Origin of the sequence: Variovorax sp. LG9.2, from assembly GCF_035018885.1 — a bacterium.
Classification (GTDB): Bacteria; Pseudomonadota; Gammaproteobacteria; order Burkholderiales; family Burkholderiaceae_C; genus Variovorax.
On sequence record NZ_JASJXB010000012.1, the window covers coordinates 114,684 to 136,046 of the forward strand.

General features: G+C 64.9%; 19 protein-coding genes and 1 riboswitch. Of the genes, 5 read left to right on the plus strand and 14 right to left on the minus strand.

Annotated elements, in window-relative coordinates; genetic code table 11:
- Positions 1 to 43: 43 nt before the first annotated feature.
- The 4 genes from QN413_RS14535 to QN413_RS14550 are packed head-to-tail and all read right to left on the minus strand — an operon-like array spanning position 44 to position 3,873.
- Positions 44 to 628, minus strand: coding sequence for an amino acid synthesis family protein (locus tag QN413_RS14535; RefSeq protein WP_323497294.1), 585 nt, complete (start codon positions 626 to 628; stop codon positions 44 to 46).
- A 40-nt stretch (positions 629 to 668) separates the two neighbouring features.
- The gene (locus QN413_RS14540) at positions 669 to 1,310 is read right to left on the minus strand and encodes an amino acid synthesis family protein (protein WP_323497323.1); all 642 of its coding nucleotides are present in this window, start codon (positions 1,308 to 1,310) and stop codon (positions 669 to 671) included.
- A gap of 30 nt (positions 1,311 to 1,340) precedes the next feature.
- The gene (locus QN413_RS14545) at positions 1,341 to 2,270 is read right to left on the minus strand and encodes a UPF0280 family protein (RefSeq protein WP_323497295.1); all 930 of its coding nucleotides are present in this window, start codon (positions 2,268 to 2,270) and stop codon (positions 1,341 to 1,343) included.
- Positions 2,271 to 2,283: 13 nt separating this feature from the next.
- Complete coding sequence (locus QN413_RS14550) at positions 2,284 to 3,873, minus strand: 6-hydroxynicotinate reductase (RefSeq protein WP_323497296.1); 1,590 nt, start codon at positions 3,871 to 3,873, stop codon at positions 2,284 to 2,286.
- Positions 3,874 to 4,144: 271 nt separating this feature from the next.
- On the opposite strand from QN413_RS14550, the gene QN413_RS14555 reads away from it, so the two are divergent.
- Genes QN413_RS14555 through QN413_RS14565 form a run of 3 tightly spaced genes read left to right on the plus strand, consistent with a single transcriptional unit; the run spans position 4,145 to position 6,818 of the window.
- On the plus strand, positions 4,145 to 4,918 hold the full coding sequence (locus tag QN413_RS14555) for a ferredoxin--NADP reductase (RefSeq protein WP_323497297.1): 774 nt from the start codon (positions 4,145 to 4,147) through the stop codon (positions 4,916 to 4,918).
- On the plus strand, positions 4,918 to 5,673 hold the full coding sequence (locus QN413_RS14560; protein ID WP_323497298.1) for a TetR/AcrR family transcriptional regulator: 756 nt from the start codon (positions 4,918 to 4,920) through the stop codon (positions 5,671 to 5,673). The genes QN413_RS14555 and QN413_RS14560 overlap by 1 nt, the downstream gene beginning before the upstream one ends.
- Positions 5,619 to 6,818, plus strand: coding sequence for an amidohydrolase family protein (locus tag QN413_RS14565; protein WP_323497299.1), 1,200 nt, complete (start codon positions 5,619 to 5,621; stop codon positions 6,816 to 6,818). The genes QN413_RS14560 and QN413_RS14565 overlap by 55 nt, the downstream gene beginning before the upstream one ends.
- Positions 6,819 to 6,863: 45 nt before the next feature.
- Here QN413_RS14565 and QN413_RS14570 read toward each other — a convergent pair whose 3' ends face one another.
- Entirely contained in the window at positions 6,864 to 7,343 is a 480-nt protein-coding gene (locus tag QN413_RS14570; protein ID WP_323497300.1) for a VOC family protein, read from the minus strand.
- A 123-nt stretch (positions 7,344 to 7,466) separates the two neighbouring features.
- On the opposite strand from QN413_RS14570, the gene QN413_RS14575 reads away from it, so the two are divergent.
- Positions 7,467 to 8,381, plus strand: coding sequence for a protein NO VEIN domain-containing protein (locus tag QN413_RS14575; RefSeq protein ID WP_323497301.1), 915 nt, complete (start codon positions 7,467 to 7,469; stop codon positions 8,379 to 8,381).
- A 39-nt stretch (positions 8,382 to 8,420) separates the two neighbouring features.
- Here the strand turns inward: QN413_RS14575 and QN413_RS14580 are convergent, their stop codons facing one another.
- The 6 genes from QN413_RS14580 to QN413_RS14605 all read right to left on the minus strand — a co-directional run bounded on the left by QN413_RS14580 (position 8,421) and on the right by QN413_RS14605 (position 17,377).
- On the minus strand, positions 8,421 to 8,819 hold the full coding sequence (locus QN413_RS14580; protein ID WP_323497302.1) for a GtrA family protein: 399 nt from the start codon (positions 8,817 to 8,819) through the stop codon (positions 8,421 to 8,423).
- A gap of 40 nt (positions 8,820 to 8,859) precedes the next feature.
- Complete coding sequence (locus tag QN413_RS14585; RefSeq protein WP_323497303.1) at positions 8,860 to 9,819, minus strand: glycosyltransferase family 2 protein; 960 nt, start codon at positions 9,817 to 9,819, stop codon at positions 8,860 to 8,862.
- Positions 9,816 to 11,615, minus strand: coding sequence for an ArnT family glycosyltransferase (locus QN413_RS14590; RefSeq protein WP_323497304.1), 1,800 nt, complete (start codon positions 11,613 to 11,615; stop codon positions 9,816 to 9,818). The genes QN413_RS14585 and QN413_RS14590 overlap by 4 nt, the downstream gene beginning before the upstream one ends.
- 57 nt (positions 11,616 to 11,672) lie before the next feature.
- The gene (gene metH, locus QN413_RS14595) at positions 11,673 to 14,399 is read right to left on the minus strand and encodes a methionine synthase (protein ID WP_416352186.1); all 2,727 of its coding nucleotides are present in this window, start codon (positions 14,397 to 14,399) and stop codon (positions 11,673 to 11,675) included.
- Between the two features lie 74 nt (positions 14,400 to 14,473).
- Positions 14,474 to 14,558: riboswitch (S-adenosyl-L-homocysteine riboswitch) on the minus strand.
- Positions 14,559 to 14,606: 48 nt separating this feature from the next.
- Positions 14,607 to 16,892: an ATP-dependent DNA helicase DinG gene (dinG, locus tag QN413_RS14600; RefSeq protein WP_323497305.1), complete on the minus strand. Its 2,286-nt coding sequence runs from the start codon at positions 16,890 to 16,892 to the stop codon at positions 14,607 to 14,609.
- Between the two features lie 35 nt (positions 16,893 to 16,927).
- Entirely contained in the window at positions 16,928 to 17,377 is a 450-nt protein-coding gene (locus tag QN413_RS14605; protein WP_323497306.1) for a PACE efflux transporter, read from the minus strand.
- Positions 17,378 to 17,449: 72 nt separating this feature from the next.
- Between QN413_RS14605 and QN413_RS14610 the strand changes: the two genes are divergently transcribed.
- Positions 17,450 to 18,334, plus strand: coding sequence for a LysR family transcriptional regulator (locus tag QN413_RS14610; RefSeq protein ID WP_323497307.1), 885 nt, complete (start codon positions 17,450 to 17,452; stop codon positions 18,332 to 18,334).
- A 28-nt stretch (positions 18,335 to 18,362) separates the two neighbouring features.
- Here QN413_RS14610 and QN413_RS14615 read toward each other — a convergent pair whose 3' ends face one another.
- The 3 genes from QN413_RS14615 to QN413_RS14625 all read right to left on the minus strand — a co-directional run bounded on the left by QN413_RS14615 (position 18,363) and on the right by QN413_RS14625 (position 21,290).
- Entirely contained in the window at positions 18,363 to 19,130 is a 768-nt protein-coding gene (locus QN413_RS14615; RefSeq protein ID WP_323497308.1) for an SH3 domain-containing protein, read from the minus strand.
- 221 nt (positions 19,131 to 19,351) lie between these two features.
- Complete coding sequence (locus QN413_RS14620; protein WP_323497309.1) at positions 19,352 to 20,395, minus strand: homocysteine S-methyltransferase family protein; 1,044 nt, start codon at positions 20,393 to 20,395, stop codon at positions 19,352 to 19,354.
- Between the two features lie 61 nt (positions 20,396 to 20,456).
- Positions 20,457 to 21,290 carry an alpha/beta hydrolase gene (locus tag QN413_RS14625; RefSeq protein WP_323497310.1) on the minus strand — a complete coding sequence of 278 codons (834 nt, stop codon included), beginning with the start codon at positions 21,288 to 21,290 and terminating at the stop codon, positions 20,457 to 20,459.
- Between the last annotated feature and the right edge of the window lie 73 nt (positions 21,291 to 21,363).

The window sequence follows — 21,363 nt, forward strand, 5'->3', positions numbered from 1 at the left end:
TGAAGCGACACGAAGTGCGCGAAGGCTGGGGGTGTTCTCATGTTCAGCGAAGGCCGTCTTCGCCTTTGATCTCGCTGGCCTTCAAGCCACCGATGCGAGGCAGCGGACGGCCGCTGTCGGTAACGGCCACGGCAACGACGATCTCGTTGGCGCGCGGCGCATCGGACACGCGCGCTTCGATCGCGTCGAAGTGGCTGCGCACGAATGCGGCGTCCTTGTGGCCGAGCGGCACGTCGATGGCGGTGCCGAGCGTGCCGCGCTTCTTGCTCGACGGCACCAGTGCGGCGCCTTTTTCGACCGCGGCACGCAACGGCGCGCCCAGCTTCGGATGCAGGATGGCGGCCGCATGTTCGAGCTCGCCGGCTTCGCCGACGATGGCCGCCTTGCCGTAACTCTCGACGGCGCCGGGCGCAATGCCCAACGCGGCGACGGCCTTTTGCCCGAGCAGTGCGCCGAGTTCTTCGCCGATGGCGATCAGCGCGTCGAGGTTCTCGCTGTAGCGGCCGGCATACGGGTTCTCGATGACAGCGATGGCGACGGCACGGCGCGTCGGCGGATCGATGGTCTGGCCCATTTCCTTGCGGACTTCATCCACCTGGACGACGAGTTTTCTGATGTTGGCGCTCATGAATTTTTCCTTGTCTTTGTATGCTTCGTGGGTGCCGCGTTCATCGCAAACCATCCCATTTGCTGATGTCCTTGGCGAGCAGTCCACCCACACGTGCATGGATGCGATAGCCCGTGCTCATCGCCAGGATGAAGACAATTTCGTCCGCAGCCGGCGCACCAGGCACGCGGACTTCGATCGCATCGAACTGGCCGCGCACGTAGCTGGCATTGATGTTGGTCAGCGGCACGTCGAGCGCGGCGCCGGGCGGGCCGACTTTCTTGGTCGACGGCACGATCGACAGAGCATTGGCAGGTTGGCCGGCCTTGGCTTCCGCCTTGCCAGCGGTATATGCAGCGCGGTCGCCCTTCCAGCCCAGCAGTTCGCGCATCGCATAGCCGCCGGGCACATGCCACAGCGCACCGTGCTCCAGCTCGCCGGCAGCGCCGACGATGGCGCCCTTGCCATACGTGGCGATCTGGTCGAGGGGCACGTCCATCGCGGCATGCAACCGGTGCGCCATGTCGACCCCGACCGGATCGAGCAAGGCCATCATCGGCAGGATGTCGGGCTCGTAGCGGCCGGCGAATGGATTGGTCATCACCACGCCGACGGCGCCACGCACCAACGGCGTCTCGGCGCGCGGCCCGAACTCGTGGTGGATGTGCTCGACATGGGTGAAGACGCGACGGATATCGATCATTGCGATCATTGAAAGTTGCCTTGCTTTTCGTTAAGCAAATACTGAACCAACTGCAGACATCGCGACGCGCCCGACGGGCTGCGCGACACGCAGTGCGTCCGAGCATAAGGGCTCGACGACGCGCCATTGCTTCTGGCAAACCAGCACAGCGGCATGGATGCGGCCGGCCGCTTGCAGCGCCTGCGCGCAGGCTGATCCCGCGTCCAGCGCACGCCGCACCTGCACGGAATCCAGCGTCGCGACATCGACCGTCACAGGGATGTCACCGAGGTCGCTGTCGTCCTTGCATTCGCTGGCCGGTTTGCGTCGAATGCCCACGTCGTCGACATCGACCGCGTTGGCGATCACCGTTGCCGCCGCATCGGCCTCGGCTGCGGTGGCCGCCAGCACGGTGACGCTGTCCGCGATGCCGAGCGACAAGCTGCGGCCGCGCCAGCCGCTGGTCGCGACACCGCGCACCGGCACGTCGGCAGTGATGTCGAATTGGCCGTCGGTCAGGAGCGGGCCGGCGCCGCGCCAATCGAAGGTCCCGATGTCCGCCAGCAGGCCGATGCGCACCTGCGCGCCCGGCGCGAGGTGCAGCGCGATGTCACCGCCATTGTTGATCCAGGCACGTTCGATGCCGGCGCGCAGATAGCAGGCAACGAGCTCTTGCGCGACCGAGCCGGCGACGGCCGCCATCGGGGTAATGAAGCCAGCACTGAAGGGTGCGCAGGCCGACCACATGCGGCGTGCGATGGGGCCGCGCAGCGTGTGCGTCGCTTGCACTGTTTGAATCGGTCGACGCAGTTCGCGCAGCTCGCCCACCAGTTCGTCGAGCACGCAGGCGAAGCGCTGCCAGGCGGCCTCATGCGCCGCGGCAACGACCGCTGCATCGCCATGTGCCTCGGCAATGACGTCGATGGGCCCGTGGCTGAAATGCCAGCGGTCCGCGTCGAGCCGGTTGCGTTGTGCCGTCATTTTCGGCAGTGCCTTAACCCAGCATGGGCGGTTGACCCAGTGGCCACGGATTGGCCTCGTCGATCGTCAGCCACTGGCGCGCGAGCGGGGCGCCATCGTCTTGCCAGGCCCCGCGCGCGAGCGCCTGCTCCAGCGAAAAGATGCTGTCCATGTGGCCACCGAGGGCGGCGTAGTCGTCGCGCCGCATGCTGAACTCGATCGGCGCCACGATGGCCGGCGTCGGCACGGTGCCGAAACTGTTGTCGGGCATGCGCATGACATCCGCCATGACCGTGATGCCGCCGCCGGGCCATACATAGGCCGGCGCGCCGCCGCAGGTCACGTTGACCAGCGCCTGCTTGATGGCACGCGTCAGCAGCACCGGGTTTTCCGTGACGCCGGCGCGCAGGCTGCCGCCGGCGCCGCCGAGAAACAACACCGTGCACAGCGATGGTTCGCAGTTCTCGCCGATGCGCTCGACGATGCGGCGCACCTCGGACGGCATCGGCTGCTCGACGGGCCGCAGCGCGTCGTCCAACACGTACCACTGCGCGTGCTCGCCGGTGGTCGATGTCATCAGCAGTCGCAAGCCGGGCTTGGCCACACCCTCTTCCCAGCCTTCGATGATGGACAGCGGATCGTCGATGTCGGTGCCGCCCCAGCCATTGCCCGGATTGGCCACCTGAAAGTAACGGCCGGGCGTCGATTTGCGGCCGCGCATCTGCACCCCCGACTTCGGCATATCGAGGCATTTGCCGGCCTGGTGTTCGGTGAGCACGCCGGTAATGTGGTCGTCGACCACCACCACCTCGTCGGCCACGCTGGCGAACTGACGCGCGAAGATGCCGACGGCTGCCGAGCCGCAACCGACACGCATGCGCTGCTCTTCGACGCCGTTGACGATCGGCGCCTTGCCGGCCTGGATCACCATGCTGGCGCCGCCGTCGATGGTGCATTCGACCGGCTTCTTGTTACCGAGCAACTGCATCAGCTCGACCGTCATACGGCCTTCTTTCTTGCTGCCGCCAGTCAGGTGATGCACACCCCCGAGCGACAGCATCTGCGAACCGTACTCCGCCGTGGTGACGTGCCCCACGACTTCGCCTCGGTAGCGCACGTTGGCCTGCTCGGCGCCCAGAAAACGATCGGTGTCGATCTTCACCTTCAGGCTGCAGTAGCTGAAGATGCCTTCGGTCACGACGGTGATCATGTCCACGCCGCGCGCCTTCGACGCCACGATAAAGGGCGCTGGTTTGTAGTCGGGGTACGTCGTCGACGAGCCGACGCCGGTAACGAAGACTTCGTCGGAATGCAGCAGGTCGCCGTTCCAGTCGGGGTCGATGCCATCGGCGGTCTCTGCTGCCGGTCGGTCGAAGGGTACGAGTGCGGGCGAGGCGCTCGACAGCTCACGACGCAGCAGCACCACGGGATCGACGCGCACCAGTACGCCGTCGCGGTTGGCGTACCGATCGCAGGCGCCGGTGCGGCCATCGGAGATCTGACACAGCACGGGACAGGCGTTGCACTCGATCTTGGCCGGCTTGGCGACGGCGCTGTCTTCGCGGCTGGCCGGCACCGGCATGTCCATGCCGGGCAATCCGTCTGTCTTGGTGTGTTCGGTCATCGTGGCGATCTCGTGAGGATTCTTCTGGACGCGTATTCCCGCTGCGTGCAACAAACGTGCCGACAGCCGCGCTTGTCCGGCGTCTGACATTTGTGTAGCATTCCCTACACTTTCATGTGGCGTTCACTACATTCATGGTCAATGTAGCAAACGGGCCCAAGGCTTGCAATGGTGTTTTCGAGCGGCGTTTCCAAAGCGGGTTCGCAAGGCTTTTGGCAACCTAGGACAATCGGATGACCGACTTCTGTTCACAACCAACATCGAATCCCGTATGAGTGCATTCAGCGAAGAACGTGTCCTTACCGTCCACCACTGGACCGACCGGCTGTTCACCTTCACCACCACGCGCGATCCTTCCCTGCGCTTCTCGAACGGCCACTTCACCATGATCGGCCTCAAGGTGAACAACAAGCCGTTGTTGCGCGCCTACAGCATCGTGAGCCCCAACTACGAAGAGCACCTGGAGTTCCTGAGCATCAAGGTCGAAGACGGCCCTCTCACCTCGAAGCTGCAGCACATCCAGCCGGGCGACACCATCATCGTGGGTCGCAAGCCCACGGGCACGCTGCTGATCGACTACACGCTGCCCGGCAAGCGGCTCTATCTGTTCGGCACCGGCACCGGCCTCGCACCGTTCATGAGCATCATCCGCGACCCGGAAACGTACGAGAAGTTCGAGAAGGTCATCCTGGTGCACGGCGTGCGCCAGATCGACGAGCTGGCGTACCACGACCTGGTGACCGACCATTTGCCCAAGCACGAAATCCTGGGCGAGATGATCGAAAAGCAGCTGCTCTATTACCCGACCGTGACGCGCGAAGAGTTCCGCAACATGGGCCGCATCACCGAGCTTATCGAGAGCAACAAGCTGACCGACGACCTGGGCCTGCCGCCAATCAACGCCTCAGAAGACCGCGTCATGCTGTGCGGCAGCCCCGGCCTGCTGGTCGATCTAAAGCACATGCTCGAAGCGAAGGGTTTCAAAGAAGGAAATACTTCGACGCCCGGCGACTTCGTCATCGAACGCGCCTTCGCTGAAAAGTAATGGAGCGCAAGGCCGCCGCCAAGCCCACACGCCGCACCGGCGTGCGCGAGGCTGCAGCGCAGGCCACGCGCGATTCGATCTTGAAGGCGGCGACCAAGGTCTTCGCCAAGTACGGCTACGACGGCGGCAGTGTCGAGAAAATCTCGAAAGCCGCCAAGTCGTTCGACCGGATGATCTATTACTACTTCGGCAGCAAAGAGGGCCTCTTCATCGCGGTGCTCGAAGGCATCTATCGGCGCATGGACGAGGCCGAGGCCTCGATCGAACTCGATGCCACGCGGCCTGTCGAGTCGCTCACCGCAGTGATCCGATTCGTGCTCGGCTACTACCGCAAGAACCCCGAGTTCGTCACGCTGCTCAACACCGAAAACCTGCACAAGGGCCGGCACATCGCCAAGTCGCTGCGGGCGCGCGAGTACTCCTCGCAGGCCATCGCCATCATCCAGCAGTTGCTCACCAGTGGCGTGGCGCAAGGGCTCTTTCGTGCCGACGTCGCCGCCCGCGATCTGTATCTGCTGATCGCATCGACCGGCTACTTCTATACGTCGAACCGACACACGCTCACGGCGTTTCTGGGCGAGCCGCTCGAAACGCCCGAAGCGGTGTCGCACTGGGAAGACTTCGTCATCGAGACCGTGCTGCGCACGGTCGATGCCGGCGTCCTCGATGAACCAACAACAGTCCCCCACGAGGTCAAGAAATGGCAGAAATCGCAACCGGCGGCAAGTCGGGCAAAGTCGTCATCCAGAACATAGGCCTGCTACTTTCGGGCGACATCGACAAGCCCATTCTCGATGCCGACACCATCGTGGTGAACGACGGTTTGATCGTCGCGGTCGGCAAGTACAAGGACCTGGACGTCGAGGGTGCCAAGACCGTCATCGACTGCCACCAGACCACCGTGGCGCCCGGTCTCATCGACAGCCACGTGCACCCGGTGTTCGGCGACTGGACGCCGCGTCAGAGCCAGCTCGGCTGGATCGAGTCGAGCATGAACGGCGGCGTGACGACCATGATCTCGGCCGGGGAAGTGCACTTGCCAGGTCGGCCGAAGGACATCGTCGGATTGAAGGCGCTCGCCATCACGGCGCAACGCGCGTTCGACAACTTTCGCCCGGCCGGCGTGAAGGTGCTGGCCGGTGCGCCGGTCATCGAAAAAGGCATGGTCGAGAGCGACTTCAAGGAACTGGCCGAAGCCGGCGTCGGACTGCTGGGCGAAGTGGGACTGGGCACGGTCAAGGCCGGGTACGAAGCCAAGGAGATGGTCGCGTGGGCCCGCAAGTACGGCATCCAGAGCACCATCCACACGGGCGGCCCTTCGGTGCCGGGCTCGGGCTACATCGACAAGGACGTAGTGCTCGAAGCCGACGCCGACATCATCGGCCACATCAACGGCGGCCACACCTCGCTGCCCGAAGCGCATGTGTGCGAGCTCTGTGAGAAGAGTTCGCGCGCCATTGAGATCGTGCACAACGGCAACGAGAAAACCGCCATTGCGGCGGCCCGCGCCGCCATCGAACTCAAGTGCCCGCACCGCGTCATCCTCGGCACCGACGGGCCGGCTGGCTCGGGTGTGCAACCGCTCGGCATTCTGCGCATGGTCTCGTTCATTTCTGCCTTCGCCAACATCCCTGCGGAGCAGGTGTTCTGCTTTGCGACCGGCAACACGGCGCGCATCCGCAATCTGAACAGTGGCCTGATAGAGGTCGGCCGCGATGCCGACTTCGTGTTCATGGACCGGGCGCAGCATTCGCCCGCGTCGGGCCTGCTGGAGAGCGTGCAGATCGGCGACATTCCCGGCGTCGGCATGGTGATGATCGACGGCATCGTGCGTTGCGGCCGGAGTCGCAATACACCGCCTGCGACCGAGGTGCCGACGGTAGTTTCCGGCGCGCACTGAGCGCCACCAGCGCCCCGCGTTGTCGGGCATCGGCCCGGCGACCATTCAGCCCCGCCGCGCCGCCTCGATCGCAACGACGTCGATCTTCTTCATGGTCATCATCGCGTCGAACACGCGCTTGGCCGCCGTGCGATCGGGGTCCGCGATGGCAGCCATCAGTACGCGCGGCGTGATCTGCCAGGACAGTCCCCATTGGTCCTTGCACCATCCGCACTCGCTTTCCTGACCGCCGTTGCCGACGATCGCATTCCACAAGCGATCGGTCTCGGCTTGGTCGTCGGTCGCGATCTGGAACGAGAACGCCTCGCTGTGCTTGAAATGCGGGCCCCCGTTCAGACCGATGCAGGGGATGCTCGCAACGGTGAACTCGACCAGCATCACATCGCCCTGCTTGCCATCGGGATAGTCGCCCGGTGCATGGTGGACGGCGCCCACAGCGCTGTCAGGGAACGTCTTGGCGTAGAAGGTGGCGGCGTCCAGCGCGGTGCCGTCGTACCAAATACAAATCGTGTTTTTAGGGGTCATTTCGTATCTCCTGCAAATTGAGCGAAGCCGAACCCGAAACGAATTCTGCGCGAGCCACCCGACAATGGCCAGAGCGCTTCGCGGCATACTTGAAGCGGTCACAACCCGCAGATTCCCTCCCGTATGGAAAAAGAAGTCGAACCCGCCGTCCTGGCCCTCATCAACGAAAAGCGCCTCACCGGCGAAAAGCGCACGCCTGTCGAAATCATCGCCCGCATGGGCGTGTTCGAAGCACGCGACAAGGCGGGCGACCACGCCTGGCTGGCGACCGGCGACAACGTGATCGCCACCGTCTGGGCGGAGCTGGTCAGCATCTCCGGCGATGGGCGCTGGTTCTATCTCGAGTCGCTGGATGCGCAGCGCCGGCTGGACGGCGGGGAGCGAAGCGCCCAGCAGATTCAGCGCGCCAAAGACCGTCTGACTTTGCTCAAGCGGTCGCTCGACGCGGGCCAAGGCGTGCGGGCCGTATTGCAGACGAACCGCATCGAGATTGCAGACCTGGAAACGGACAAGGCGGCCAAAGTCTCGACACGTGTCCCGGACGAGCAGGAATGGCACGTCGCTTCGTGGGATGCCGACCTGAAGGTCGCAGTGCTGGTGCGCGGCGCGCGCGGCTGGCTGCCCACCGACGAAGACATGCAGGCCGCACGTGCGCGGGGCGGCGTTCCAGTGCCGCCGCCGGAAGTCGTGGTGGTCGTCGCCTCCCGCGAAGAGCTGCAGACGGCCGCGCTGGAGTATCTGACGCGCCACTTCGCGGGCTACGGATACAAGCCTGAGAACGTGGTCGGCCAGAACCTCGGCTACGACATCGAGGTGAAGGACAAGAAGGGCGCCACGTTGCTCAAGCTCGCGGTGAAAGGCACAGCGGCGGGGATGGCCAGCTTTCAGCTCTCGGCGCAAGAGCGCGCGTGCGCCAAGACGACAGACCAATGGCGCCTGGTCGTCGTCACCGATGTCCCCGGCCCGGCGGCGGCGCACAAGCTCTACAAGCCCACCGAAATCGACAGCGCGTCGGGGCTCGAGCCGCTGCTCGACTAGCCTGCCCTGCCCTACCCGGCGTGGCGCCGCGGTTCGCAGTCAGGGACCGCGCCGGGCCTTGAACACCAGCTGCCGCGCCGACAGGAAGTTCAGCGTGAGGCCGGCGCAGCTGCCGAGCGCCACGCCGAGCGCGGGTGCCCAGCGACCGTCGATCCAGTGCAGGGTCGCGACGTAGACCGCGTAGTTGATGACGGCGCCGCCCAGCATCGTCACCAGATAGCCGAGGTACTCACGCACGATCGACGTGTCTGACGACCGCGCCGCGAAGGTGTAGCGCCGGTTGAGCGCCCACGTCGTGCTGGCCGCGGCCAGAAACGACATGACGCGTGCTGCATACCAGCCGAGCACCGGCGCGGCGAGGTACAGCACGCCGACGTCGACTCCCAGGCCGACGATGCCCACCGCAGCGAAGGTCAGGAATTCACGACCGAGCTTCATCGCGCTTTGATCGCCGGATCACTGCACATCGATGGATGCTTCAAGGCTCGACAGCGTGTCGCACGCCCGGAATCGCGAGGTAGCGCAGCCGCTTGGCTTCCCGCCGGCCGATGGTCACCGTGTGCAGCACCACGCCGCAAACGAAGGCGAGCATGGCGGTCAGCATGCTGCCGGTGAGCAGCACGGCCGTCGGCAAGCGCGGCACCAGACCAGTTTGGACGTAAGTGAGCGCTAGCGGCAGGGCGGCCAACAGCGATACGAGCGCCAGCACCCCTGCGATGCTGGCAAAGAACTGCAGCGGCCGTTCGCTCACGAACAGCTTGCAGATCGTCTTAAGGATGCGCCAGCCGTCACGGTAGGTCGACAGCTTGCTGTGCGAACCCTCGGGCCGCGAGCGATAACGCACCGGCAGTTCGGCGAAAGGCATGCGCAGTTCGAGCGCGTGCACCGTCAGTTCGGTCTCGATCTCGAAGCCCGCCGACACGGCCGGGAACGACTTGGCATAGCGGCGCGAGAACACGCGATAGCCCGACAGCATGTCGGTGAGGTGGCCGCCGAAGAGTCCGGCGACAGCGCCAGTCAGCATGCGATTGCCGAGCCGGTGCCCGGCCCTGTAGGTGTCGGCATCGGCACCGTCGTCGACACGGTAGCCGACCACCATGTCAAGGTTGCCTGCCACCAGCGCATCGATCATCGGGCGCACGCCGTCCAGATCGTAGGTCGCGTCCCCATCGACCATCACGTACACGTCGGCCTCGACATCCGCGAACATACGCCGCGTGACGTTGCCCTTGCCGGCCAGCGCCACGTGCGTGACGCGCGCCCCGCTGGCGCGTGCCACTGCGGCGGTGTCGTCGGTGGAGCGGTTGTCGAAGACATGGATCTGCGCTTCGGGCAAGACGTCGCGGAACTCGGCGATGACTTGGGCGATGGCCAGCGCTTCGTTGAAGCACGGGATGACGGCGGCGATGCGCAGGGAAAGTAAGGAGAGTTCGGTCATGGCGCGTCCGCGAGGATACGGTAGGCCTTGGCACCGTCCTTTTCGAACAGTGGAACGAAGTGCTTGTCGAAGCCGGGCTTGCTGCTGAGGCCCGCCACATAGGGCGAGGCGACGACCAGAGAACCGAAGCCCAGCGACATGAACTTGCGCGCCATCTCGGCTGGCGGCGCAGCCAGAAAATCGGCGTAGCGCCACGGCCCGAGCATGTCGCCCCAAACCTCGTCGGGGCCGTAGTAGATCGCCTCGCTCAGCGCCACCTGATAGAGCTTGCCGTGCGGATGCTCGCGCAGGTAGCGCATCACTTCATAGCCCGGCACGTTCACGCGCAGGAAGGCATCGCGCGTGTCCTGCGTGAGCGAGACCATGGCGCCTCTCTTGAATGTCTGTTGCACCGACATGGCGGCGAGCGTGACGATCAACAGCCCACCGACCCAAACGCCGACCGTCGACCATCGTGACCACGCCGCGAACGCCGGTGCGGCCTTGCGAACGCCCGAAGCGATCGCCTTGAAGAACACGGCCCAGCCCAGCGCAGACATGAGCGCGACCAACGGGTACGACGCCGTCATGTAGCGCGGATAGCGCGACGTCACGAGCCAGACGACCAGCGAGTAGGCGCAGAACACGACCGCCGCGCGCACCGCCGCAGACCGCCTGAACCATGGGCTCAAAGGCGCCAGCACGACGCCCCAGATCGCCAGGTTCGGCCATGCCGCGTGCGCCTTCACGTCGTCGAACTGGTTCTGATAGTCGGCGGCGTTCCAGTTGGTGAAGCCGAACAGGCGCGCGCCGATCGGGTTGAACGGGTCGCCCGTCGTGATGGCGTTGCGCGCGTACCAGTAGATGCACGGCAGCAAGAAGCTCAACAGCGCGAGCGCCAACACCTTGGGCCGACGCTCGCGCCACAGCACGAACACCGCGACCAACGGAAGAAAAGTCAGCGCTTGGTACTTGCACCCTGCCGCCACGCCGAAGAAAAATGTCGCCACGACCAGCCAGCGCGGCGCTTGCGGACTCTTCGCATCCTGCGCCTCGCGCCACCACCACAGCGCGACGCAGCCGGCCAGCACGAACAGTGCGACGCCCATGTCGATCAGCGCACTGGCGTAGTCGCCCAGGCCGAGCCAGATGGCGGCGCCGGCGAGCGCGAGCGTGCGGCTGGTGTGCTGTCGTCCGAGCCGATAGACCATCCCTACCGACAGCGCGCCCGCGAGCGCGCTCAGGAAGTGCGGCAGCACGTCGTCGCCGACCAGCAGCGCGGCCGCATAGAGCAGGTTGTAGTTGTACGGAAACCAGGGGTAGCGCAGCCAGTCGTGGATGCCGAGCGTGCCGGTCTGCGCCAGCATGCGCGCGTACGGCAGGTGGTACATCAGTTCGTCGAAGACCGCCGGCGGTGCGAGCGGTGCGACCAGCGCCGGAAGAGCGATCAGCGCGAGCGCGGCGAGTGCGGCTTTGTCGAGCCATGACATCGACGCGTCGACGCCCCAGGAGGAAGGAAAGACCGCAGCCGCGGCACGCTCACGCAATTGCCGCCGCCATGCCGGCACTTGCAGCGCCGCAGCGCCGATGCCGATAGCGACCAGCACAAGCACGCCCGTCACGCCGAACAATCCCGCAATGGCCAATGCCTGAAACGCGCAGATGAACAGGCCGACCCCGAGCGTGACGCTCATTGCCGCTTCGAGCCAAACGTCGGCCGGCGTGGGCACGCCGATGCGCGACAGCACGGCGCGCCCGTAGCCCCAACAGCTCACGACGAACACCGCCAGCGCCGCGTAGTGCGCCGCTGCAAACATCAACTTCTGGAAAATAGAAACTCCCGGTCGCCGGCCACGGACGCACCGGCCGACGGGTTATAGATTCGGAGCCAGCAGCCGCTCCAACTCGGCCTCGCTTTGTTTCCTGCGCGCCGCCTGGTCCTGCAACTGGTCATGCCCGATTTTGCCGACGTTGAAGTACGTCGAGTCAGGATGGCTCAAATGGAAGCCGCTGACGCTGGCGGCGGGCGTCATCGCGAGGCTTTCGGTCAGCGTCATGCCGATGTCCTGGCACTGCATGACTTCGAACATCTCGCGCTTGACGCTGTGGTCGGGGCAGGCCGGATAGCCGGGCGCCGGACGAACGCCGCGGTACTTCTCGGCGATCATGTCTTCGTTGCTCAGGCCTTCGTGCGGCGCATAGCCCCAGAGGTCGGTGCGCACGCGGTGATGCAGCGATTCGGCAAAGGCCTCGGCCAGCCGGTCGGCCAGCGCCTTCAGCATGATGGCCGAGTAGTCGTCCAGGTCGTCGACAAAGTACTTCTCCTTCTTCTCGACGCCCAGGCCCGCGGTAACGGCGAACATGCCGACATAGTCTTTCAGGCCGCTGTCTTTCGGCGCGACGAAGTCGGCCAGGCAGCGGCTCGGTCGCATCACGCCGTCGATCATCTGCTTCTCGGTCTGCTGGCGCATGCCATACCAAGTCATGGCGACTTCGGTGCGGCTCTCGTCGGTATAGAACTCGATGTCATCGTCGTTCACCGTGTTGGCGGGCCAGAAACCGACGATGCCGCTGGCGCTGAGCCAACGCCCTTCGATCAGGCGCTTCAACATGCGCTGACCGTCGGCATACACGCGCACGGCTTCGGTTCCGACCACCTCGTCTTTCAGGATGGCGGGAAACGGACCCGCGAGGTCCCAGGTCTGGAAGAACGGGCCCCAGTCGATGTACTTGGCGAGCTCGGTCAGGTCGTAGTTCTTGAACACGCGGCGACCGATGAACTTGGGCACCGGCGGCGTGTAGTTCGCCCAGTCGATCGGCGTCTTGTTGGCCCGCGATTTCGCCAGCGACCACATCGGTATCTGCTTCTTGTTGGCGTGCTGCAGTCGCACCTTTTCGTAGTCGGCGTTGAGTTCGTCGATGTACTTGGTGGCGTTGTCCGAAAGGAGGCTCTGCGCCACACTCACGCTGCGCGAGGCATCGGGCACGTAGACGACCGGGCCCTCGTAGTGCGGCGCGATCTTGACGGCCGTATGCACGCGACTGGTGGTCGCGCCGCCGATCATCAGCGGGATTTTCTTGATGCGGAAATGGTCGTCGCGCTGCATCTCGCCGGCGACATACTGCATCTCTTCGAGGCTCGGTGTGATGAGGCCCGAGAGCCCCACGATGTCGGCGCCCTCGACCTTGGCACGCGCCAGAATTTCGTGGCACGGGACCATCACGCCCATGTTCACCACTTCGAAGTTGTTGCACTGAAGCACGACGGTGACGATGTTCTTGCCGATGTCGTGCACGTCGCCCTTGACCGTCGCGATGATGATCTTTCCCTTGGTGCGCACATCGCGCCCCGCGGCTTCGTCGAGCAGTTTTTCCGCCTCGATGTAGGGCAGCAAATGCGCCACGGCCGACTTCATCACGCGGGCCGACTTGACCACCTGCGGCAAGAACATCTTGCCCTGGCCGAACAGATCGCCCACGACGTTCATGCCGGCCATGAGCGGCCCTTCGATCACATGCAGCGGCCGGCCGCCTTTCGCCAAAATGATCTGGTAGGCCTCCTCGGTGTCGTCGACGATGAAGTCGGTGATGCCGTGCACCATCGCATGCGACAGGCGCTGGTCGACCGCCACCGGGTGCTCCGGCGTGCCGCGCCATTCGAGCTTCTTGCTCTCGTCCTTGGCGCCGCTCTTGGCCGTCTCGGCCACTTCGACGAGGCGCTCGCCAGCGTCTTCGCGGCGGTTGAGCACCACGTCTTCCACCCGCTCGCGCAGCACCGGCTCGAGGTCGTCGTACACGCCGACCATGCCGGCATTCACGATGCCCATGTCCATGCCCGCCTTGATGGCGTGGTACAGGAACACGGTGTGGATGGCTTCGCGCACCGGGTCATTGCCGCGAAAGCTGAAGCTCACGTTCGACACGCCACCCGACACGCGCGCACCCGGCAGGTTCTGCTTGATCCAGCGCGTCGCGTTGATGAAGTCGACCGCGTAGTTGTTGTGCTCTTCGATGCCAGTCGCGATGGCGAAGATGTTCGGGTCGAAGATGATGTCTTCGGGCGGAAAGCCGACCTCGTCGACCAGGATGCGATAGGCCCGTTCGCAGATTTCGATCTTTCGCTGGTAGGTGTCGGCCTGGCCCTTTTCGTCGAACGCCATGACCACCGCTGCAGCGCCGTAACGCCGCACCAGCTTGGCCTGCCGCTTGAAGCCGTCGACGCCTTCTTTCATCGAGATCGAGTTGACGATACCCTTGCCCTGGATGCAACGCAGACCGGCTTCGATGACGTCCCACTTCGAGCTGTCGACCATGATCGGCATGCGCGCGATGTCGGGCTCGCTGGCGATCAGGTTGAGAAACCGGACCATGGCAGCCTTGCTGTCGAGCATGGCCTCGTCCATGTTGATGTCGATTACCTGCGCGCCGTTCTCGACTTGCTGGCGTGCTACCGCGAGCGCCTCCTCGAACTGACCATTCAGGATCATCCGGGCAAATGCTTTCGAACCGGTGACGTTGGTGCGCTCGCCGATGTTGACGAACAAGGCGCCCTCGCCGATCGTGACCGGTTCGAGGCCCGAGAGCATCAGCGGCGGAGGAATCGGAGTACCTGGGGTCTCTGGGGACTCGGATTTCGGGGACGTCTGGGACACGGGCTCACCTGTAGATTTTTGAGATCAGGTGAGCGTCGTTACGATCCCGAGCCTGACGTGGCCGGGTCTTGAGAAAGACCGGTCAACGCTGCAACGCTCCTCGAGAGGCTTAATTTTAGGCGGCTTTCGGATCGTCGATGCCGCGTGAGGGTTTGGTCAAACGACCACCGCCACCTCCGTCGCACGCACAGTCGTCAGCGCAAACGCCGGCAAGCCCTGCAGCAACCGTTGCCCATAAGACGTACGAACCAGCCGCCGGTCATAGCAATACACGCTCGCCCGATCGTCCTCGCTGCGGATCGCGCGACCGACCCACTGCGCCAAACGAATCGCCGTCGCCGGCACCACCAACTCGGTGAAAGGATCGCGGCCGACGGTACGCAGCCACTCGGCGCGGGCTTCGCTCACCGGATCGTCGGGTGATGCGAACGGCAGCTTGGCGATGAAGACCGATTCGCACAGCTTGCCCGGCAGATCCAGCCCTTCGCCAAAGGATTGCATGCCGAAGATGATCGACGGCAGACCCTCGGCGACGCGGTGGCGGTGCGTGGCCATCAACTGCTGGCGCGGCATCGCCGTCTGCAGCAGCACGATGGGCTTCAGGCGGGACGTCAGCGCCTCGACAGCCATGCGCAATTGCTCCCGCGAGGTGAACAGCACGAGCGCACCGTGCCGCACATCGGCCAGATCGCGCATCAATGCTTTCACCATCTCGGTGACATAGGCGGCAGCTTCGCGCGGATCGGCTCGGGTCTCGACCGCGATGAGCTTGCCTTGCTTGGCGTAGTCGAACGGGCTGGGCACTTCGAGCGTGGTCGCGACGCCTTCCTCGTGCAAACCGTGCAGGCCCGACTCGCGCAAGAAAAAATCAAAGCGTCCGCAGCTGGTCAACGTGGCCGATGTGAGCACTGCGCCGCGCACCTTGTTCCACAGGTTGTTGCGCAGCGTCGCTCCAGGCAGCAACGGACTCGCGTGAGCTTGCAGCATGGCCAGGTCGCCATCGACTTCCAGCGTGAACCATTTGGCGGCCGGCGCTGCACCGGGCGTTGCGTCGCGCAGCAGCAATTGAGCGGTGTCGAGTGTCTGTTCGAGCCGTGGCGCCAGCGCGCCGAGTTGGGCATACATGGCGGACAGCCGGCGGGCGAGTGCTGGCTGGTCGCGCATTTCGGCTCGCAACGCGCTCGCGATGACACGCAACGCGTCCAGAAATCCGGATGCATGGTGCGCCACCCGACCGAGTGGTCCCTGCAGCGATTCCGGCAGTTCACCGAGCGGCAAACGTGCCCGGGATGTGTTGCGACCCGTTGCGTTGAAGGCGTTCGCGAGGCCGGTCTGGAGAGCTTCTCCGTACAGTTCCATCACCAGCCGCTCGACCTGTTGTAGCGCCTGTCGCATCTGCGAGGCATGCATCGGAATGTCGGCCACCTCGGTCACCTCCAGCCGCACGCCAACGCGCACCGCACGCTGGGCCAGCCGCTCGGCCCACACGTGGCGGCCCAGGTCCATGCGGCAGGCAAATTGCGAGAGCGCGGTGGCCGGCAAATGGTGCGCCTCGTCGAGGATCAGCAGGCAGTTGTCGAGCTCGGGCAGCAAGCGGTTGTTGAGCGACGACAGCAGCAGGTCGTGGTTGACCACGATCACCTGCGCGCCGACCAGCGTCTTGCGGCGCTCGTAGTAGACGCAGCCGTTGAACGATGGGCAATGCTTGCCGGTGCACGACGCAGCGTCGGCCGCCATCGGTGCCCAGAGGTCGGCGGCGGGCTGGGCGTCGAGCGAATCACGGTCGCCGTCCCATGCCCCGCGGTTAAGCGCTTGCGCGATACCGGTATGGAACTGGAGGCGCGCGGCGACCTCATGCGGTGGCCGCACGGCGCGCGACGCGCCCTCGCCGGCCTCTTCGTCGGCGAACAGGTCGTCTTCGAAGTTGTCGCCCTCTTCGCCGTGGCGTCCGTGCTCTGCGTCGGCGCCATCCGCCGCCATGCCGGTCAGGCGTTCAAGCTTCAGCTTGCACACGTAGCGACCGCGGCCCTTGGCGAGCGCGAAGCGAAACGGCTCGGGCAGCAGCGCGGCGAGCGCCGGCAAGTCCTTGTTCACCAACTGCTCTTGCAGCGCGACCGTAGCGGTGGAAATCACCACGCGCGTGTTGCGCGCCAGGGCCAGCGCGATGGCAGGTGCGCAATAGGCGAGCGACTTGCCGACGCCAGTCCCTGCCTGGATCACGGCAATCGCGCGGACCGGCTCATCGGCGCCGCTGACGGCGCCGATTTGCGACTCTTGCGGAAGATTCGACTTTTCAGCCTTGCCGAGCGTGGCAACGCTCAGCGTGCGCGCCACGTGTTCGGCCATGCGCCGCTGCCCTTCGCGACTGCGAAATCCCTTGCTCGCGGCCACAGCCCCGTCGAACGCCTGCAAGGCCGACGCGGCCCATTCCAAAGATGACATCGAGCGAGTGTTGCATGCCGCAGTGCGGCGCTGGTTCAGGCCGGCTGAGCAGCGCTCGTGGAAGGCGTTGCAGCCGATGTGGGCAGACCGAAAACGGTGTCGAAGCCCCAATTGAAAACGAAGGTGTAGACCAGGAAGAACACGACCAGGCCGAGGTCCATCACCAGCGCCTCCAGAAGACTCACGCCCAGCGCCCAGGCGAACACCGGCACCAGAAAGGCGATCAACCCGCCCTCGAAGCCGACGGCATGCGCGATGCGGCGCTTGACGCTGCGGCCACGCACGGCTTGCCGCGATTCCCAGCGCTCGAAGAGCGCGTTGAAGGCCAGGTTCCAGAGCACAGCGATGACCGAGGCGACCATGGCCAACGCCCCCGAATGACCGAGGCCCTGCCCCGACATCAGCGCGAGCCCGACGCTGGCGGCCACGATGGCGATGCCTTCGTAGAGGGTGATGTAGACGACGCGGCGTTTGATACCTTGCATGCCGCCACTTTATGTTTGGCGTGCTGACATATAAAGTTATCTACTTTCAATCTGACTGATAGGTAAGACGGCATGGCTTGGTCGAGCGACAGCGTCGAAGTCTTTCTCGCGGTCATCGACAAAGGCTCGTTCTCGGCCGCCGCTCGGGCGCTGGGCCGCGTGCCTTCGGCGGTCAGCATGGCAATCGCCAACCTCGAAGCGGAACTCGATTTGCCGCTGTTCGACCGCGCCGGCCGCGAGCCGCGGCCCAATGCCGCCGCGCGCTCGCTGGAGCCGCAAGCGAGGTTGCTGGCAACGCAGTTGCGGCAGTTGCAGGTTCAAGCGCTTTCGCTGACACAGGGCCTGGAACATCGACTCACGCTCGCCATCGCGCCTGAGTTGCTGGCGGCACCGTGGAGCGCCGCGCTCGCCACACTGGCGCAAGAGCATCCCCTGCTCGAAGTCGAGGTGCTGGCGGCGCCGCAGGCCGATGCGCTCGACATGCTGCACACCGGTCGCGCGCAACTGGCGCTCGTGTTCGAGCGGCCGAGCCTGGACGGTCGCGAAGGCTTTCAGGAAGTGAGCAGCGAGACGATGGTCGCGGTCATCGCGCCAGCGCACCCCGTGCTCGCACAGGCCGCCGGCAAACTGCGTGAACAACACCTCATCACGACGCGGCAGATCGTCGTCGCTGGGCGTGATCTGGCGACGAGCGATCCGCGCTTCGTCTACGCGCGGGACACCTGGCGCACCGACAACGCGCTCGCGGCACTGAGCCTGATCGCGGCAGGCCTGGGTTGGGGCTGGTTGCCGCGCAACGTGGTGCTGCCGCACATAGCCGCTGGCGCACTGGTCGAAATTCCTTTTGAGAACCTCAGCAACGGACTCGACCTATGGGTCGACGTCGTGTGGTCGAAAGAGCGGCCGCTCGGGCTGGGCGCCAGCCGCTTCGTCGACCTGATGCGACGCCGCGGGTGAGCAGCGAGCGAAGTCGCTGTGGGTCAGGTCAGGGACCGTCCTTCTGGAAGCCATTGCTGCGCGGCGGTGTGTTGGACGGCGCTGGCGGCGGCGACGGCTGGAGCCCGACGCCCGGCAGCGGACGAAAGCCGGGCTGCGGCATCGGTTGGGGACGAAACCCCTGCTGCGGCGGGTTGAAGTTTCCGCCGGGTGGACGGTAGCCGGGAGGCTGACCGCCACCGGGCCCGCCGAAATTGGGATTGCCGGGGCGACCGGGGCCATAGCCGGGGCCGTAACCGGGACCATAGCCCGGGCCATAGCCACCTCCGCCACCGCCACCTGGAAACGGATTCGGCCGCCAGCCCGGTTCAGGCGGCCGTTCCGGTCGCCAACCCTGTACGGGCGGCGGTTGCCGATTGCCCCAGTAGCGACGGTCGCCGTACCAGGAGCGATCGCGGTAGTTATCGGCCCAGTAGTTGCCGATTGCGAAGCCGACGATCGGGATGCCGATGCTGGCGCCGTAGGTGGCCAACGGCACACGCTGGTCTTCGTAGGCGTAGTCGAGGCTTTGAGCTGCGACCCACCCACGCAGTTCGTCGGGCAACACGACGTCGCACCAGCCGTAGCCGTTGGTGCATCCGATGACGTCGAGCGGCTGGCCCGGACCGAGCCGTGCCACCGTCGGGTAGTCGCCCGAGGGACCGGCGCGCAAGTTGACGGGCCCGCGCGTGAAGGCCTGCTGTGCAGCGGCGGCGACCGGAAGAATCAGCGCGAGGGCGCCGATGCCGATCCATCGCTGAGCATTTGTCTTGTTCATGTTGAGTCCTTGTGCAAGGTCAGGGTAGGCCGCGGTCTGAAGCGTTGTCAATCGGCCTTAACCGCGTCTGTGCCGGCCTGGCCTTGTCGAACAACGCGGCATGAAGCGTCCGCGTGCACGCTCGTTGCGTTTGGAGCGCAAGCTTCATCTGCGCTTCACAAATTTGCTGAAAGTGAAGACTCGCAGAGTCGCCGATCGAACGCAGATTGCGACGCTTCCGATCAGGCGGCTTCGCGATAGAACGCATTGCGCAGCACGCGTCCGTGCAGCGGCGCCACTGCCCGCCCGATGGCGGCGATGTGGTCGGGCGTGGTGCCGCAACAACCACCAACGATGTTGACCAACCCTTCGGCGGCGAACTCGTGCAGCAGCCGCGATGTGACTTCGGGCGTCTCGTCGAAGCCGGTCTCACTCATTGGATTGGGCAGTCCGGCGTTGGGGTAGCAGCTGATGAAAGTGTCGCCCGCGACCTTGGCCAGCTCCTGGATGTACGGCCGCATCAGCGCCGCGCCGAGCGCGCAGTTGAGGCCGACGGCCAGCGGCTGTGCATGCCGGATGCTGTGCCAGAACGCGGTCACGGTCTGGCCGCTCAGGATGCGGCCCGATGCGTCGGTCACGGTGCCGCTGATGATCAGTGGCAGCCGCTCGCCGCTGTTGTCGAAATACTCCTCGACCGCGAACAGCGCGGCCTTGGCATTGAGCGTGTCGAAGATCGTCTCGACCAGGATGACGTCGGAGCCGCCTTCGACCAGTGCCTCGGTTTGCTCGTAGTAGGCCGCCCGCAGCGATTCGAAGTCGACGTTGCGCGCGCCCGGGTCGTTCACATCCGGGCTGATGCTCGCGGTCTTGGGCGTTGGGCCGAGCGCGCCGACCACGAAGCGTGGCTTGTCGGGCGTGCTGAATTTGTCGCAGGCTGCGCGAGCCAACCTGGCGGACTCGACGTTCATCTCGCGTGCCAGATGCGCCATCCTGTAGTCTTCCTGCGCGATGGTGGTGGCGCCGAAGGTATTGGTCTCGATCAGATCGGCACCGGCGGCCAGATAGCTTTCGTGGATGTCCTGAATGACATCGGGGCGGGTGAGCGAGAGCAGCTCGTTGTTGCCTTTGACGTCGCGCTCGAAGTCTTTAAAGCGATCGCCCCGGTACTGCGCTTCGTTGAGTTTGAAGCGCTGGATCATCGTGCCCATCGCGCCGTCGAGGATAGCTATGCGTTGGGCGAGGATGCCAGGCAACGCCTGGCCGCGGGTGTAGACGAGAGGCTTCATGCTTCCGATTGTAGAAACCGGGACTTCGGATGCCCGGCGAATAACCCCGAACGCCCGGAACTCAGACGGCCAGGAACTCCAGCAAGGACTTGTTGAATTCGGCAGCGTGCGAGAGGTTCACTCCGTGCGGGCCACCCTTGATCAAAGTGAGGTGACTGCCGGCGATCGCCTTGTGCGTGCGCGCACCGCTCACTTCGAACGGCACGATCGCATCGGCATCGCCGTGAATGACCAACGTGGGCACCTTGATCTTTTCCAGGTCGGCCCTGAAGTCCGTGCGACCGAAGGCGGCCACGCAATCCAGCGTTCCCTTGGGTGAGGCAAAAGCCGCGATGTTGCGCGCATACACCCGCTGGCTCTCGCTGACTTGCACCTTGTCGCCGGCCTTGAAGAAGTTTTCGGTGAAGGCGTCCAGGAAGGCGAGCCGGTCACTTTCGACACCGCCTTGAAATCCCGCAATCGTTGCGTCGTCCAGGCCGCCTTCAGGATTGTCCGTCGACTTGTAAAGGTACGGCGTCACAGCCGAAGCAAACACTGCCTTGGCAATTCTTGCGGTGCCGAACTTCGCGATGTAACGGGCAACTTCACCGCCGCCCATTGAAAAGCCGACCAGCGTTACGCCGTGCAGCTCGAGCTGCGTCAGCACGGCATCCAGGTCCGCCGCGAACGTGTCGTAGTCGTAGCCGGCCCACGGCTGCGAGGAGGTACCGAAGCCGCGTCGGTCGTAGGTGATGACGCGGTAGCCGGCCTTGATCAGCGCAGGCACCTGCGCCTCCCAGGAACGACCGCTCAACGGCCACCCATGAATCAAGACCACAGGCTTGCCGGCACCATAGTCCTCGTAGTGAAGTTCGACGGGGTGATGTGCCTCGGTGGCAACCTTGATCATCGGCATACATTTCTTCCTGTGGGGTGTTTGGACAAAGTGACGGTATCTCGCGCCACCTCCCTGCTTCTGCTGCCCCCTC

What these genes read in the sequence shown, in the direction of transcription:
- QN413_RS14555 (WP_323497297.1), top strand. Translation starts at nt 4,145, where the DNA reads ATGAGTGCATTCAGCGAAGAACGTGTCCTTACCGTCCACCACTGGACC.
- QN413_RS14585 (WP_323497303.1), bottom strand. Translation starts at nt 9,819, where the DNA reads ATGACCGAACTCTCCTTACTTTCCCTGCGCATCGCCGCCGTCATCCCG.
- QN413_RS14550 (WP_323497296.1), bottom strand. Translation starts at nt 3,873, where the DNA reads ATGACCGAACACACCAAGACAGACGGATTGCCCGGCATGGACATGCCG.
- QN413_RS14590 (WP_323497304.1), bottom strand. Translation starts at nt 11,615, where the DNA reads ATGTTTGCAGCGGCGCACTACGCGGCGCTGGCGGTGTTCGTCGTGAGC.
- QN413_RS14575 (WP_323497301.1), top strand. Translation starts at nt 7,467, where the DNA reads ATGGAAAAAGAAGTCGAACCCGCCGTCCTGGCCCTCATCAACGAAAAG.
- QN413_RS14570 (WP_323497300.1), bottom strand. Translation starts at nt 7,343, where the DNA reads ATGACCCCTAAAAACACGATTTGTATTTGGTACGACGGCACCGCGCTG.
- QN413_RS14560 (WP_323497298.1), top strand. Translation starts at nt 4,918, where the DNA reads ATGGAGCGCAAGGCCGCCGCCAAGCCCACACGCCGCACCGGCGTGCGC.
- QN413_RS14535 (WP_323497294.1), bottom strand. Translation starts at nt 628, where the DNA reads ATGAGCGCCAACATCAGAAAACTCGTCGTCCAGGTGGATGAAGTCCGC.
- QN413_RS14620 (WP_323497309.1), bottom strand. Translation starts at nt 20,395, where the DNA reads ATGAAGCCTCTCGTCTACACCCGCGGCCAGGCGTTGCCTGGCATCCTC.
- QN413_RS14545 (WP_323497295.1), bottom strand. Translation starts at nt 2,270, where the DNA reads ATGACGGCACAACGCAACCGGCTCGACGCGGACCGCTGGCATTTCAGC.
- dinG (WP_323497305.1), bottom strand. Translation starts at nt 16,892, where the DNA reads ATGTCATCTTTGGAATGGGCCGCGTCGGCCTTGCAGGCGTTCGACGGG.
- QN413_RS14605 (WP_323497306.1), bottom strand. Translation starts at nt 17,377, where the DNA reads ATGCAAGGTATCAAACGCCGCGTCGTCTACATCACCCTCTACGAAGGC.
- QN413_RS14565 (WP_323497299.1), top strand. Translation starts at nt 5,619, where the DNA reads ATGGCAGAAATCGCAACCGGCGGCAAGTCGGGCAAAGTCGTCATCCAG.
- QN413_RS14615 (WP_323497308.1), bottom strand. Translation starts at nt 19,130, where the DNA reads ATGAACAAGACAAATGCTCAGCGATGGATCGGCATCGGCGCCCTCGCG.
- QN413_RS14580 (WP_323497302.1), bottom strand. Translation starts at nt 8,819, where the DNA reads ATGAAGCTCGGTCGTGAATTCCTGACCTTCGCTGCGGTGGGCATCGTC.
- QN413_RS14625 (WP_323497310.1), bottom strand. Translation starts at nt 21,290, where the DNA reads ATGCCGATGATCAAGGTTGCCACCGAGGCACATCACCCCGTCGAACTT.
- QN413_RS14540 (WP_323497323.1), bottom strand. Translation starts at nt 1,310, where the DNA reads ATGATCGATATCCGTCGCGTCTTCACCCATGTCGAGCACATCCACCAC.
- QN413_RS14610 (WP_323497307.1), top strand. Translation starts at nt 17,450, where the DNA reads ATGGCTTGGTCGAGCGACAGCGTCGAAGTCTTTCTCGCGGTCATCGAC.